Annotated in this window: 11 protein-coding genes; 8 read left to right on the forward strand and 3 right to left on the reverse strand. The window is 40.5% G+C overall.

All coding sequences use genetic code 11. The features are described 5' to 3' along the window. Positions 1-39: 39 nt before the first annotated feature. From secA to MB14_RS04335, 3 genes are read left to right on the forward strand one after another with little or no spacing between them, the layout of a single operon-like run. A complete protein-coding gene (gene secA / locus MB14_RS04325; protein ID WP_062589114.1) occupies positions 40-3,393 on the forward strand; it encodes a preprotein translocase subunit SecA in 3,354 nt (1,117 codons plus the stop codon). Next, positions 3,386-3,913 (forward strand): hypothetical protein, encoded by a 528-nt coding sequence (locus tag MB14_RS04330; RefSeq protein WP_062589116.1) that lies wholly within the window; start codon positions 3,386-3,388, stop codon positions 3,911-3,913. The genes secA and MB14_RS04330 overlap by 8 nt, the downstream gene beginning before the upstream one ends. Continuing rightward, complete coding sequence (locus MB14_RS04335; RefSeq protein ID WP_062589119.1) at positions 3,910-5,106, forward strand: M20 metallopeptidase family protein; 1,197 nt, start codon at positions 3,910-3,912, stop codon at positions 5,104-5,106. Before MB14_RS04330 ends, MB14_RS04335 begins: the two co-directional genes overlap by 4 nt. 55 nt (positions 5,107-5,161) lie before the next feature. Here MB14_RS04335 and sucD read toward each other — a convergent pair whose 3' ends face one another. Further along, a complete protein-coding gene (gene sucD, locus MB14_RS04340; protein ID WP_062589121.1) occupies positions 5,162-6,037 on the reverse strand; it encodes a succinate--CoA ligase subunit alpha in 876 nt (291 codons plus the stop codon). 420 nt (positions 6,038-6,457) lie between these two features. Between sucD and MB14_RS04345 the strand changes: the two genes are divergently transcribed. From MB14_RS04345 to MB14_RS04355, 3 genes are all read left to right on the forward strand, one after another. Further along, positions 6,458-7,909, forward strand: a complete 1,452-nt coding sequence (locus MB14_RS04345; protein ID WP_062589123.1) for an SLC13 family permease — start codon at positions 6,458-6,460, stop codon at positions 7,907-7,909. Further along, complete coding sequence (locus MB14_RS04350) at positions 7,902-8,639, forward strand: nitroreductase family protein (protein ID WP_084375960.1); 738 nt, start codon at positions 7,902-7,904, stop codon at positions 8,637-8,639. Before MB14_RS04345 ends, MB14_RS04350 begins: the two co-directional genes overlap by 8 nt. An 89-nt stretch (positions 8,640-8,728) precedes the next feature. Continuing rightward, on the forward strand, positions 8,729-9,424 hold the full coding sequence (locus tag MB14_RS04355; RefSeq protein ID WP_132644106.1) for a hypothetical protein: 696 nt from the start codon (positions 8,729-8,731) through the stop codon (positions 9,422-9,424). A 46-nt stretch (positions 9,425-9,470) separates the two neighbouring features. Here the strand turns inward: MB14_RS04355 and MB14_RS04360 are convergent, their stop codons facing one another. Then, a complete protein-coding gene (locus tag MB14_RS04360; RefSeq protein WP_062589128.1) occupies positions 9,471-10,523 on the reverse strand; it encodes a WD40/YVTN/BNR-like repeat-containing protein in 1,053 nt (350 codons plus the stop codon). Continuing rightward, the gene (locus MB14_RS04365) at positions 10,520-11,323 is read right to left on the reverse strand and encodes a hypothetical protein (RefSeq protein ID WP_062589129.1); all 804 of its coding nucleotides are present in this window, start codon (positions 11,321-11,323) and stop codon (positions 10,520-10,522) included. The genes MB14_RS04360 and MB14_RS04365 overlap by 4 nt, the downstream gene beginning before the upstream one ends. A gap of 240 nt (positions 11,324-11,563) precedes the next feature. On the opposite strand from MB14_RS04365, the gene MB14_RS04370 reads away from it, so the two are divergent. Together MB14_RS04370 and MB14_RS04380 are read left to right on the forward strand one after the other, a co-directional pair. After that, a complete protein-coding gene (locus MB14_RS04370) occupies positions 11,564-13,729 on the forward strand; it encodes a TonB-dependent receptor (RefSeq protein WP_084375961.1) in 2,166 nt (721 codons plus the stop codon). A gap of 359 nt (positions 13,730-14,088) precedes the next feature. Next, on the forward strand, positions 14,089-14,733 hold the full coding sequence (locus tag MB14_RS04380) for a hypothetical protein (protein ID WP_062589135.1): 645 nt from the start codon (positions 14,089-14,091) through the stop codon (positions 14,731-14,733). Positions 14,734-14,767: the final 34 nt, after the last annotated feature.

A 14,767-nucleotide genomic window follows, 5' to 3' on the forward strand; every position in this document is an offset into this window, starting at 1 on the left:
ATACAAGAAATTAACTTTAGACCATATTAAAAATACAGTATGAGTTTTTTAACAAAGGGGTTGGCAAAGGTTTTCGGATCAAAGTCAGATCGCGATATTAAAGAGGTAAAACCTTACGTTGACAAGATCAATAAGGCGTTTGCCGAAATGAGCAACATCTCTGATGAGGCCTTAAGGGGGAAGACCCAAGAAATTAAAGGAAGGATTAAAGACTACCTTAAAGAAATTGATGGAGAGCTAGAGGCACTTCATAAAAGAATTGATAGCGAAACTGGTCTTGAAATTGCTGAAAAAGAGAGCATCTTTGATCAAATAGATAAACTGGAAGAGAAGCGCGATGAAGAACTTGAGAAAGTACTTATGGATGTGCTTCCCGATGCCTTTGCCGTAGTAAAGGAAACCGCAAGGAGATTAAAAGAAGTAGGTAAACTTGAAGTTCAGGCCACTTTGCACGACAGGCAAATTGCGGCTATTGGCCCTCAGGTAGAAATTGTTGGTGATACAGCGGTTTGGAAGAATAAGTGGTTAGCAGCGGGCACCGAGGTGACTTGGGAAATGCTTCACTACGATGTTCAGCTTATTGGTGGAATTGTTTTACATCAAGGTAAAATTGCTGAAATGGCTACTGGTGAAGGTAAAACGCTTGTGGCTACCTTACCTGCCTATTTAAATGCTTTGGCCGAAAGAGGGGTTCACGTAATTACGGTGAACGACTACTTGGCAAAACGAGATTCAGAATGGATGGCACCATTATTCCAGTTTCATGGCCTTACCATCGACTGTATTGATAAGCACCAACCTAATTCTGAAGAAAGAAGACAAGCTTACCGTGCTGATATTACTTACGGAACTAATAACGAGTTTGGCTTTGATTATCTGCGTGACAACATGGCCAGAGAAGCCAAAGAACTTGTGCAGCGCAAGCATCATTATGCTATGGTCGATGAGGTCGATTCAGTATTGATCGATGAAGCTAGAACTCCATTAATTATTTCGGGGCCAATTCCTAAAGGGGATGAACACGAGTTTCATGAATTGAAGCCACGTGTAACCAAATTAGTAGACGCACAAAGAAAGCTATGTTCTCAGTATTTGAACGATGCCAAACGATTAATTAAAGAAGGAAATGAGGAAGAAGGTGGGTTAGCCTTATTTAGAGCCTTCCGTGGTCTTCCAAAATATAAGCCATTGATTAAATTCCTTAGTGAAACAGGAATGAAGATGGTAATGCAGAAAACGGAAAACTTCTATCTGCAAGACAATCAGAAAAACATGCCTAAGGCAGATGAACCGCTTTACTTTACTATTGATGAAAAGACTAATGCGGTAAACCTTACTGAGAAGGGTACAGACTTGATTACTGGCGAAGGGGAAGATCCAAACTTCTTTATCATGACCGATATTGGAGAAGTAGTTGCCAGACTAGAGAAAGATGATGCTTTATCGGATGAGGAAAAGCTGAAACAAAAGGAAGAAGCAATTCAAGATTACTCCGTAAAAGGCCAGCGCATTCATACCGTGAACCAGCTGCTAAAAGCTTATACCATGTTTGAAAAGGATACAGAATACATCCTTGATGGTGGTAAGGTGAAAATTGTAGATGAGCAAACCGGTAGGGTAATGGACGGCCGTAGATATTCTGACGGACTACACCAGGCCATTGAAGCAAAGGAAAATGTGAAGGTAGAAGACGCTACTCAGACCTATGCTACAATCACATTGCAGAATTACTTCAGAATGTACCACAAATTGGCGGGTATGACAGGTACTGCCGAAACAGAAGCAGGTGAATTCTGGGAAATCTATAAGTTGGATACAGTGGTAATTCCTACCAACAGACCAATTGCAAGAGAAGACAGAGAGGATAAAGTATATAAAACGGTAAGAGAAAAATTTAATGCCGTAGTTGATGAAATCGTTGAGTTAACTGCTGAAGGCAGACCAGTACTTGTGGGTACTACTTCGGTTGAAATCTCAGAGATATTGAGTAGAATGCTTCATCTTAAAAAGATTGAGCACCAAGTATTGAACGCGAAGCAACACGCTAGAGAAGCCGATGTTGTAGCTGCTGCCGGTAGACCAGGAACGGTAACCATTGCTACCAACATGGCGGGTCGTGGAACAGATATTAAGCTAGCGCCAGAATCTAAAGCCGCTGGTGGACTTGCCATTATTGGTACAGAAAGACACGAGTCAAGACGAGTTGACCGTCAGTTGAGAGGTAGAGCAGGCCGTCAGGGAGACGCAGGTTCATCTCAATTCTTTGTTTCGTTAGAAGATAACCTAATGAGGCTTTTTGGCTCAGACAGAGTGGCCAAGTTAATGGATAGAATGGGATTGAAGGAAGGTGAAATGATTCAGCATTCCATGATTTCCAAATCTATTGAAAGAGCACAGCGTAAGGTGGAAGAAAATAACTTCGGTACTAGAAAACGACTTTTGGAGTATGATGACATCATGAACCAACAGCGTTCTGTGATCTACGAACGAAGAAGAAATGCGCTGATGGGTGAGCGTCTACAGTTGGATATTATGAACATGATGTACGACACTTGTGAAGACATCGTGAACAATACAAAACCAACAAACGATTTCGATGGATTCAAACTGAGTTGTATTGGCACTTTAGGTATGGATACCAAAATTAATTTGGATCAATACACGCAATCTGATGTAAACACGCTTATCAATGATCTGTATGAAGAGGTTTATGCAGATTATAACAAGAAGAACAAGAATATAGCGGAAAAAACATTGCCGTTGATGAAGCATATTCAACAAGAAAAAGGTGCTACGGTTGAAAATATTCTCCTTCCATTTGTTGATGGAAAAAGGCAGATTGGAGTGGCTGTTAACCTTAATAAAACTGTTGAAACAGAGAATGCTGAGTTGATCAAGGCGATGGAAAAATCTATTACACTAGCTGTAATTGACCAAACTTGGAAAGAGCATCTTCGCGACATGGATGACTTGAAGCAGTCGGTACAGAATGCGGTTTATGAGCAGAAGGATCCACTTTTGATTTATAAATTCGAAGCTTTCCAATTGTTTAAAGCCTTCCTTTCTAAAGTAAATGAAGAAACCGTTTCTTTCTTAACCAAAGCCGATATTCCTCAACAAGCGCCAGATAGAGTACAAGAGGCGAGAAGTAGAGGAAGTCAGCAGAAATTGAATGAGAGTAAGGAAGAATCTAAATCTGCATTGGCAGGAAGACAGGATACTAGAAACAGACCTCCGGTAGAAAAAACAGCTCCTATTAAGTCTGAAAAGATTTATGGAAGAAACGACCGAGTAAATGTTCAGTATCAAGACGGAACCATTAAAAATGACGTTAAGTTTAAGCAAGTCGAAGAAGATATTCTGAGCAATAAATGCGTAGTTATTAATGATTAAGTCTATTTCAAATACCTTAATGACTCTGGCAGTAGTCCTGCTGGCGGTTGGCTGTACCAATCAGGCTATCCCTAAAAAGGATGTAAAGGGAGATGATGTTGATTTGAGTTATTCTGATGATTTATCGAAATATCGCCCAACTGTTAAAGTACAATCTAAGGAGGACGATACAATCAAAGTAATAAAGAATCAAGCCATCCGCTCAACTTATGAAATATCAGATAAGATGGATGCCGTGATGGATTCCATTGCGGTGAGAAATGACACCTTGGCAACACTTTCTGGTTATACCATAATGGTTTATTCTGGTACCAACGAAGTTGAGGCAGGTAGAATTAGAAACCGTCTTTTTGATATTCTTCCAGCAATGGAGGCTCAAATTCAGTATAAATTACCGACCTATTTCGTGAAGATTGGAGAGTTCTATCAGCAGATAGAAGCCCAACCGCTTTATGAAAAGATAAAGAAATATTACCCAACCGCTACTGTAGTTCCAGAGCAATTCAAGCTTGAGAAATGAGTTTGTTGAATGATGTAAAAAAGCTTGCTGCTCAGTATGCAGAGGATACTGTCAATATTCGTAGGCATATTCATGCAAACCCCGAGCTTTCTTTCAAGGAGTTTGAAACCGCAAAATACGTTGCTGCTGAGTTACGTAAATTAGGAATCGAACCAAAGGAAGGAGTGGCTGGAACTGGCTTAACAGCTTTAATTGAAGGAAGGAATCCAGCATCCAAAACGGTGGCTTTGCGTGCCGATATGGACGCTTTGCCGATTACCGAACAGAATGATGTTGCTTATAAATCGAAGAACATAGGTGTAATGCACGCTTGTGGTCACGATGTCCACACGTCATGTCTTTTAGGAGCTGCTCGTATCTTAGTGCAACTTAAAGATCAGTTTGAAGGAACTATAAAGCTTGTTTTTCAGCCGGGGGAAGAGAAAAACCCAGGGGGTGCGTCTTTAATGATTAAAGATGGAGCTTTGGAAAACCCTAGACCAAATAATATGTTTGGGCAACATGTGATGCCATATATTCCAACGGGTAAAGTTGGCTTTAGAGAAGGGCAATACATGGCCAGTGCGGATGAGATTTACCTTACAGTAAAGGGAAAAGGGGGGCATGCTGCACTGCCTGATAAAGTGATTGACCCTATTCTGATTGCATCGCATATCATTGTGGCGTTACAGCAAGTAGTGAGCAGAAATGCTGATCCTAAAAAACCAACCGTGCTTTCGTTCGGGCAAATTGAAGGAGGCCATGCGCAGAATATCATTCCCGATGAAGTCAAAATCGGAGGAACCTTTCGGGCTTTGGACGAAGAGTGGCGCTTTGAGGCACACAAAAAAATAAGAAACATTGCTGAAGGACTTGCCGAGGCAATGGGAGGGAGTTGTGATGTATTCATTGATGTTGGTTACCCTTACTTAACCAATGATCCTACAACTACGCAATCAGCACGTGCGGCCGCAACAGCTTATCTCGGTGCAGAAAATATTGTGGATTTAGATTTATGGATGGGGGCAGAAGATTTTGCCTACTATTCGCATGTGGTACCTTCTTGCTTCTATCGTTTGGGAACAGGAAATTCAGAAAAGGGAACTACTTTGGGGGTGCATACACCTAAATTCAACATAGACGAAGATGCCATTGAATTGGGGATTGGCCTGATGGCTTGGATTGCCTTGAACCAACTTGCTCCTACCCAATAGGAAATAAAAAAAGCCTCAAAATGAGGCTTTCAATATTCTCTAAAATTTATTCTTCTTAAGCTTTCAATAGTTCAGCCATTGTAGCTCCGATATCTGCAGGAGAGTTAACTACAACAATACCACACTCTGACATAATCTTCATTTTAGCTTCTGCAGTATCTTCTGCTCCACCAATGATTGCACCAGCGTGGCCCATTCTTCTACCTGGAGGCGCTGTTTGACCAGCAATAAATCCAACGACAGGCTTTTTGTTTCCAGTTGATTTAATGTACTCAGCAGCAAGGGCTTCGTAGTTACCACCAATTTCACCAATCATAACGATAGCGTCCGTTTCTGGGTCGTTCATTAAAAGCTCTACTGCTTCTTTAGTAGGAGTTCCAATAATTGGGTCACCACCAATACCAATTGCAGTAGAAATTCCTAAACCAGCTTTCACCAATTGGTCAGCGGCTTCGTAAGTCAAAGTACCCGATTTAGATACTAAACCAATTCTACCTTTTTTGAAAATAAAGCCAGGCATGATACCAACTTTAGCTTCGCCAGGAGTAATTACACCTGGGCAGTTAGGGCCAATCAAAGTAACATTTCTGTTTTTGATATATTCTTTAGCCATTACCATATCCTTTACAGGAATTCCTTCAGTAATAGCGATGATTACAGATATTCCAGCATCAGCCGCTTCCATAATGGCATCAGCCGCAAAAGCAGGTGGAACAAAAATAATGGAAACATCTGCCCCTGTTGAAGTCACTGCGTCTTCAACAGTATTAAAAACAGGTTTGCCTAGGTGTAGCTGACCTCCTTTATTTGGAGTAACACCACCAACTACATTTGTACCATATTCAATCATTTGTTCAGCATGGAAAGTACCTTCGGAACCGGTAAATCCTTGAACTATAATTTTAGAATCTTTATTGACTAAAACACTCATTACAGCGGGTTTAAATTTGTGGCAAAAATAGAACAATAAATGGCTAAGCCAAAGGATTAATTGCTTGAGATGTTCCGTTTGACCGAATTGCAACTGTGCTTTCTGTGAAAGGAAAAAACGTTAACCTTTTTTAACGAAATTTTATTCTCGATACTGAAACAATTTAATTCAATTCTCGGTATACCTACCCATAAGTGTTTTGAAAGAAGAATTGACAAACAATACTTATCAGGTAAGAATATAGATTAAGGTTGATTATACATAGTTAGTTTTTAGTATTTTAAGGTTGATTAAGAAAAAGAGCTCGAGGTTGGGGCTCTTTTCTTTTTTTAGGTCTGTCAGAAAAACAGGAATTTGAATCGCCTACACTTAAGAACACTCTATTAAAATACTATCTTAGTAGGTCATCCAAAATATAAAATGAGCACACCTGATTTCAAAGGCGCAAAAATTTTTGGCCTATTTGCTGGACCCCTAGTATTTTTTCTCATCCTAACCTTTTCTCCCGATTTCTGGATATCTCCTGAAGCATGGAAGGTGGTTGGTATTGCTGCTTGGATGATTACTTGGTGGATTACCGAAGCTGCTCCCATTCCTGTTACTGCTTTACTTCCTATTGTCTTGTTTCAGCTTACCGGTGTCTTCGATGCAAATGCAGCCACCGCACCTTATGCAAACCCCATTATTTTTCTGTTCATGGCGGGCTTTATTTTGGGCTTGGGAATGGAAAAACATAACCTACACAAACGAATTGCACTGAACCTAATCCGTTTAACAGGAACCAACCCTAATGGAATAATATTGGGCTTTATGCTCACCACAGCCTTTCTGTCTATGTGGATTAGCAATACCGCCACAACAGTGATGATGCTCCCGATTGCGCTGTCGATTACCAGTTTGTTAGAGTTGGACAATACAGAAGACAAAGGGAAAAAGAGGTTTTCATTGGTACTTATGCTAGGCATTGCCTATGCCGCCAATATTGGAGGTACCGCAACCATTATAGGAACTCCACCGAATGTGGCTTGGGTGGGCTTTATGAGTGAAATGATGAATTATGAGGTGAGCTTTTCTCAGTATTTGAAAGTGGGTTTACCTACTTGTTTCATCATGCTTACTATCACCTATTTTTTATTGACTAGGGTACTTTTTCCGAGTCGCATCAAGAATCTGGCTGACTCATCTCAAATTATTGATGACCAAATCACATCACTGGGAAAGATTAGCCGAGCAGAAAAATTGGTGGCCATTATATTCGTATTTACCGCAGTTGCCTGGATTCTTAGAGGAAATTTAAATACTTGGTTTAACACCACGTTGCTGAATGATACCTTGATAGGAATGATAGGAGCCATACTTATGTTTGCAACTCCAGTGAGTTTGAAAAAGGGAGAGTTTCTATTGGACTGGCAATACACTAAGAAATTACCTTGGGGTATTCTGTTGCTTTTTGGCGGAGGCCTTACTTTGGCTAAGGCAATGGAAACTACTGAAATTGTTCAGATTGTGGGCGAAGCGATTGCACAACAAGGGAATATCAGTAGACTGTTATTAGTTTTGGGCTTAAGTGCTTTTATGCTGTTTATGACTGAGATTATGAGTAATGTAGCCCTTGCGGTTATCTTTGTGCCAGTGGTTTTGGGCATCTCTTTAAGTTTAAATATTAACCCCATGTACCTTTCCTTGCCAGTTACCTTGGCCGCGAGTTATGCCTTTATGATGCCCATTTCTACTCCACCAAATGCAATAGTGTTCTCTTCTGGAATGATCCCTATGAAGGAAATGATTAGGGCGGGTTTTATTCTTAATATTGTAGCTATTCTTCTTTTGGCTGTTTTATCAGAAACCTTGATTCCCTTAGTGTATGGATAACATCAAAGAAAGTGCGGTAGTATTTAACAAGATTGTGGAAGAAAGAAGGTCAGTGCGGATTTATGACGACCAAGCAGATTTCGACCCAAATGCTGTTCAGCGAAGTTTGGAAAGGGCTATTCTTTCACCCAATAGTAGCAATATGCAACTTTGGGAGTTTTACAGAATCCGTTCCGATAAAGCACGAGAGAAGATCAGCTGGATGTGCATGAATCAGAAAGCTGCAAAAACCGCTAGAGAACTGGTGGTGTTTGTGGCCCGAAAAGACCTTTGGAAAACAAGGCAAAGGGCTTTGGTAAAAGAAATGAAAAGGGTTTATGGCGAACCTAAAACCAAGGCAGCCAAGAGGGCACTTAACTATTATCAAAGCCTAATTCCTAAATATTACTACAACGATCCATTTGGCGTTTGGGGCTTTATTAAGAAATGCATCTTCTTTTTTGTAGGCCTAAATAGGCCAATGGTAAGACATGGGAATGCCACCGATGTGCGTATCAGTGTCCATAAAAGTGTGGCTTTGGCTGCGCAAACTTTTATGCTCAGCATGAAAGCCGAAGGTTATGATACTTGCCCAATGGAAGGAATGGATTCGCTTCGGATTAAGAAATTCCTTAAGCTCCCTAGAAAAGCCGAAGTAACTATGGTGATTGGTTGTGGCCCCGCAGCCGAAGGAGGCATTTATTCAGAACGTTTTAGGATACCTAATAATGAAGTCATTTTCGAAGTTTAGAATTTGATTTTTTACCCTAGTAATTTTTTTTGTTGATGCTGGAATCTGATGTGGGCTAATCGCTTATATTTATTTCAAATTTTAAGCCCATGAAAATCACTAAGAAAATCATCTCGATCGTCTGTATCCTTATCCTCTCGGTTTGTCTTACCTCCTGCATTAGTATTATCGAGAAATTTATGTTTAAAAGAGATGGAAGTGGTACATACTCCATGACTGTTGACATGAGTGAAATGGCTGAAATGATGAATTCATTAGGTGGGGCGGATGAGGAGGTAATTAAGATAATGGACGAAATCGAGGTTAGTTTTGAGGAGAAAAACACTCGAATGGAGGCGATAGCTGGAGTATCAAACTGGAGGAAGGAGTTTGATCAAGAGAAATTGAAATATACGGTTCTATTTGATTTTACTAACGTAGATGCTTTGAATCAGGGAATGAGTGAGTTTTATCGTGATTCAACTGAGGTAGGGCCAACAAAACTGACAACGTTTTTTACTCAAAATGGCAAAACCTTTGAAAGGACTGACTTCAATGGAACAATTGATAATTTCAAAAAGGAACTTGAAATGGAAGAAGACGAAGAGCTTGACTTAGAAATGGCAGCGATAATGTTTGGAGATGCCGCTTATAAACAAATCATAGAGTTTGACACTAAGATCAAGTCAGTTTCAAATGATGAATATGAGTTGTCGGAAGATAACAGAAGTGTCAGTTGGATATTTAGACTTTTCCAGAAGGATGATTTTACTAAAAAACCAAGTGCAAAAATTGTAATCAAGTAAACGCACTTTCATGGCTTACTTGATTACAGCCTGACAATCCTTCTTTTTATTCTTTAAAAGCCAACTTTGCTACTGAACCTCCAGGGCCAGAAGCATAGGCAGCTTTATTATCTTTGGTTACGCTTACAGAATAATATTTACCTTCCATTGGTGCATAACCTTCCATTCCTTCTCTAAAATAATCACAGCTTTCTCTGCCTACGGCCAAAACTAAATCATTGAAAATAGCAACCCCAGATCGGTAACCTTGTGGTTTTAAAGAAGCCATTACTGGAAACCATGATTTACCACGGTCTAAGGTATAAGCGCTATTGATTCGGGTAAGAGAATCTCCACGATAGTCACCACCGACCATCAGACCTTCGTTTTCATTTTTGAATGCAATGGAAAAAATCCCTGCAGTGGATTCGCCCGATTGAAGCGGTGTAATGGTTTTCTCCCAAGTTTCACCTCTATCATAAGAGTAAAAAAGGCTAGCCTCTTCTCCGCCCAAGCCTATATAAACATCTGAATTTCCATTCGTAATTAAGCAAGTACCACTAGCAGCGAAACCACCTTGCCCTTCCTTAGCGATTGGTCTTTGTTCGAAAGGTAATTCTTGCCATGTTTCACCACCATCTTTGGTTTTCAGAATAAGCAATCGGCTATCTATCGCATCGCCAAAAATGATTCCGTTTTGATCGTCCCAAAAGTCCATGGCATCATAAAAAGTGCCTTCTTTCATAGAAAGATATTTTTGCTGCCAGCTTTGACCGCCATCAGTGGTTTTGTAAATCACCGCTGGTAGACCTGCACTTAGCGCAATGGCTGTATTGGCATCAAAACCTTGAATATCTCTAAAGTCGATGGTGTCAGCTTCTGCAATGCTCACATCTTCCCAAGTTTCTCCTCCGTCAATTGTTCTGAGTACTGTGCCTTTGGTACCACTGGCCCAAGCCACATTTTCAGTTACTGCATTAAGCCCTCGTAAACTAGCCTTCGAACCTGAATTTTGGGCTTGCCAATAAGGCGTGAGTACTTTACTTTCTTCTTCCTTTTTTTCTGAGCTTCCGCAGCCCAATAAAAAGAGAACGGGCAATAAGTAAATCAGTCTTTTCATGGATTTTTCATTGCAGCCAAATCTGGCTTTTCTTTTGACTTATAAACAGAAGAAGGTAATTCATCAAATACCATAATGTTGGTTAGTTGGCGTTCGCCTCGGTCTCCTGAAATTAAAATGTTGCCCATTTTTTGGTAATTTCTGAAAGGAACATTGAAGCCTTGGGTAGTGTCAGCCGCATTCCGATAATAAGCCCATTGCTTAACCAAATGGTCTGTTTTATCTACCCATACCCAATAGCGGTTATTTGGGGTGTTTCCTACTTTATCGAATGTCAATTCAAGCTTATCGGCCAATACATCTTCATTGGTTTTTTCTTCCCCCAAATACTTAAGTGTAACGCCCGAGTCTTTCAGTTTAAATGGCATTAACAACCAATAGGAGTCGTTGATCCAAGCACTTTTACCTCTACCAATTAGGTTATTTAAGGTATCAGAATCGGTGATTTCTCTACCATCAATAAATGCTTTTCCAGTATTGTCGTTAATGTTGATCAGGAAAGTAGTATTGCGCATATCAATGCGTACATCACCTGTCCATTTGTCCCAAACTAAATCGCGTGATCCAAAGAAATTCCATGAAATATGCCGGGTATTGTCCCAAGCTTTTCGCCCACCCATGGCTTCCATTACTTGGTCGGCCACTTCAATGGCTTTTGGGTCTGAACCCTCTAGGTTAAAGCCTTCGGCAGGAGGGTTACCATATTCTACTTCTGTGGTTTCTTGAGTGGTTCCCGAACCACAGCTTTGTATTAAACAGACAAAGAAAAGCGAGAGGAAAAATAAGGTCTTGGTTTTCATAAGGTTTTGATTTGTTAGCTAATATAATGGGCTTGTATTGAAAAACCATTACTGATGCCTATGATCAGGATGAATAAGCGGTATAGAATGAAATAAGGGATACATGCACTTGCTTTCTGCGATTCACAACTCATCCGCTTAATTCTACGATTCGGTAAGACTTATTTCAATTCGGAAACGATACGCTGCACATTTGAGCTAACAACGAGCCCACGGGGCTGAACTCAAAAAACAACAACAATGCATCGTTTTATATTCATTCTTTTGGTGCTACTCTTTTCAATGGGAGTCAGTGCGCAAACTATTATTTCAGGAAAAGTAACCGATAGTCAAGGGCAATCAATCCCTTTTGCTAATGTCTATATCAAAGGTTCATTTGATGGTGCTAATTCTAAAAATGATGGTTCCTTTAGCTTCCAAACGAGTAAAATAGGTCAACATACTTTGATGGTCAGCTTTGTGGGTTTTAAGGTCTTCGAGAAAACACTTGAATTGAATGGCCAACCAATTCAGGTGGAAGTCATTTTAGAAGAACAAATCAATAAAGTAGATGGCGTAACCATTACCGCAGGGGCATTTGAAGCCAGCGATATTAAAAAGGTGACTGTTCTAAAACCCCTTGATATCGTAACTACGGCTAGTGCTGCGGGTGATATTATGGGCGCAATAAACACTTTGCCGGGTACCGCCACAGTGGGCGAGTCAGGAAGACTGTTTGTTCGGGGAGGCGAAGGCTACGAAACCAAGGTTTTTATTGATGGACTTGAGGTGAGAAATGCATTTGGTGCTACCGCTCCAAATGTACCTACCCGTGGTCGATTTAGCCCTTTTTTATTTAAAGGTACCATATTTAGTACGGGCGGGTACTCTGCTGAATATGGCCAGGCGCTTTCTTCGGCCTTGGTTTTAAACTCCAACGATATTGCCGAGAAAACTCAAGGTGATATTTCGGTAATGACGGTTGGTGGAGATTTGGCTTACACCAAAAAGTGGGAAAACGCCAGTATTTCTGGCAAGGTTCAATACACCGATTTACGCCCCTATCAGGATTTAATCAAACAAGACTTTGATTGGAAAGAGGCACCTAATGGAAAAGTAGCCGAATTAGTTTTTCGACAAAAAGTGAGTGGAAGTGGTTTGCTGAAGGTGTACACCAACATGGACATTTCGAACCTGAGCATTCGCCAACACAATATTAATAATGATGGAGCAAAAGACACTGTTTCGATTGGTAACGATTACTTCTATTTGAATACGAGCTACAAAGATATTATTGCTGACCGTTGGACGGTTCGGGCTGGGGTTTCTACCACTTTGAATCAAGAGAAAATTGACTTCAATACCGATGAGATTGAGGAGGACGAAAAAGGTGTTCACGCCAAGCTCGCTTTTAACTGGGAAGCAGCAGAAAAGGTGAGCGTGAACATGGGTACAGAGTTCTTTGCTAAGAAATACACCAGCAAATTCAACATAGAAAACGGGCCAAGTGATGCCTTCGACTTTAAAGAAAATATTGCGAGCACTTTTGTTGAAACGGATTATTTCGCTTCGAATAAGTTTGTAGTGCGCACGGGGTTGCGTTTAGTACACTCTTCATTATTGAGCCAAACGTGGGTGAATCCGCGATTGGCAATGTCCTATAAGCTGACGGAAAAAGGGCAGTTCTCATTGGCTTATGGGCAGTATTTGCAATCAGCGCAAAACGACTATGCTTTGGTAAATCAGAATTTAAAACCAGAGAAGGCAACGCATTACATTCTGAACTATCAATACATTCATAATGATCGTGTTTTCAGGGTAGAAACCTATTTGAAAAAATATGACGACTTAGTGAAATTCATTGTCGAGAATGATTTCAACCCTAATAATTACTCAAACGCTGGCTTTGGAGAAGCCAAAGGAGTGGATGTATTTTGGAGAGACAGCAAGAGTTTCGAAAATACGGACTACTGGGTTTCTTACTCCTATGTGGATTCAGAAAGAGATTATCGAGATTTCTCAAGTTTGGCCACGCCCTCCTTCGTTTCTAATCACAACTTCTCTTTTGTGGCCAAACATTTTGTAGTGCCGTTAAGAACTCAATTTGGAGCTACTTATAATTTTGCTTCGAGCAGGCCATTTCACAACCCGAATAAGTCTGGTTTTCAGAATGATAAAACGCCAACTTTTCACGACTTGAGTTTGAATGCTGCTTTCCTTATAAAGCCGAATATCATCCTGTACATGTCTTCTTCCAATATTTTTGGACGTGATAATGTGTTTGGCTACCAATATGCAGATCAAGCAAACGCTCAAGGTATTTACGAGCGACAGGAGGTTGGGCAAGGCGCCAAGCGTTTCGTTTTTCTAGCCCTTTTCATCACCCTGACCAAAGATGGGCAAGAGAATCAGCTGGACAATCTTTAGTAACAAGTAGTTAGTATTTAGACATTAGATAATAGACTAATGCGGCTGTATGAGCTTCTTACTTTTCATCTATTTAATGCGCCTCGAACAGTGGTTTTCTAGTAGACGGTACATCTAAGGTTATGGGGGCAGAAATGATACTGTATCGTCCTGAAAAGGTTTACCGGTTTAACATTTAATATCGGCTTTTATTAGCTGAGAACTTTTGAAATTTGAGTTTTGGCCCTTTGAAATTTCTCACTCTACGGTTCATCCTGAAGATTCTACGGTTCGGTAACACTTTTTTTCTAAGCCAATCATTTCCCTGCACTTTAGTGTCATCATTAGAAAACGAACTCAAAAACTTTAAAAAACATAACATGAAAAAGCTAACAATCTTACTCGCACTTTTTATCACTAGTTTCACCTTAAATGCGCAAAACCAAGAGGCTTATATGAATGCCATGGTAAAGGGCTTGCAGTCGATGGGGGCTGAAAGAAATTTAGAAAACCTACAAGCCTCAGCCGGTCAATTTGAACGTATAACATCTAATGCGAGCGAACAGTGGCACCCTCAATATTACGCTGCCCTTAGTTATATTAATGCTTCATTATTGGCAGAAGGCGTAAAAGCCAAAGACCAACTTTTAGATAAGGCTAAGCCATTTGTTGAAAAAGCGAAAGAGCTTGCGCCTAACAATAGTGAGGTTGTGGCTTTAGAAGGCTTTTATTTTATGGCGCAATTGGCGGCCGATCCAAACTCAAGAGGACAATCATTATCGGGCTTGGCAACACAAACTTTTGGTTATGCCATGAAATTAAACCCTGAAAATCCTAGAGCAATGGCTTTAATGGCTCAAATGCAATTTGGTACAGCACAGTTCTTCGGTTCTTCTACAGCAGGTGCCTGTGGTTTGGCGCAGAAAAGCATTCCTCTCTTTAATGCTGAGGAAAAAGGAAAAAGCTTTGAGCCTACTTGGGGAATTGAAGTAGCAGAACAGTTAATGGCAAGCTGCGGAAATTAAAATAAAGGGTGCTGTCGAAAGTCGGTAGCACCTC

The organism is Roseivirga ehrenbergii (genome assembly GCF_001593005.1).
Taxonomy (GTDB): domain Bacteria; phylum Bacteroidota; class Bacteroidia; order Cytophagales; family Cyclobacteriaceae; genus Roseivirga; species Roseivirga ehrenbergii.

Coding starts and splice junctions, on each gene's coding strand:
- secA (WP_062589114.1), top strand. CDS start 40: ATGAGTTTTTTAACAAAGGGGTTGGCAAAGGTTTTCGGATCAAAGTCA.
- MB14_RS04330 (WP_062589116.1), top strand. CDS start 3,386: ATGATTAAGTCTATTTCAAATACCTTAATGACTCTGGCAGTAGTCCTG.
- MB14_RS04335 (WP_062589119.1), top strand. CDS start 3,910: ATGAGTTTGTTGAATGATGTAAAAAAGCTTGCTGCTCAGTATGCAGAG.
- sucD (WP_062589121.1), bottom strand. CDS start 6,037: ATGAGTGTTTTAGTCAATAAAGATTCTAAAATTATAGTTCAAGGATTT.
- MB14_RS04345 (WP_062589123.1), top strand. CDS start 6,458: ATGAGCACACCTGATTTCAAAGGCGCAAAAATTTTTGGCCTATTTGCT.
- MB14_RS04350 (WP_084375960.1), top strand. CDS start 7,902: ATGGATAACATCAAAGAAAGTGCGGTAGTATTTAACAAGATTGTGGAA.
- MB14_RS04355 (WP_132644106.1), top strand. CDS start 8,729: ATGAAAATCACTAAGAAAATCATCTCGATCGTCTGTATCCTTATCCTC.
- MB14_RS04360 (WP_062589128.1), bottom strand. CDS start 10,523: ATGAAAAGACTGATTTACTTATTGCCCGTTCTCTTTTTATTGGGCTGC.
- MB14_RS04365 (WP_062589129.1), bottom strand. CDS start 11,323: ATGAAAACCAAGACCTTATTTTTCCTCTCGCTTTTCTTTGTCTGTTTA.
- MB14_RS04370 (WP_084375961.1), top strand. CDS start 11,564: ATGCATCGTTTTATATTCATTCTTTTGGTGCTACTCTTTTCAATGGGA.
- MB14_RS04380 (WP_062589135.1), top strand. CDS start 14,089: ATGAAAAAGCTAACAATCTTACTCGCACTTTTTATCACTAGTTTCACC.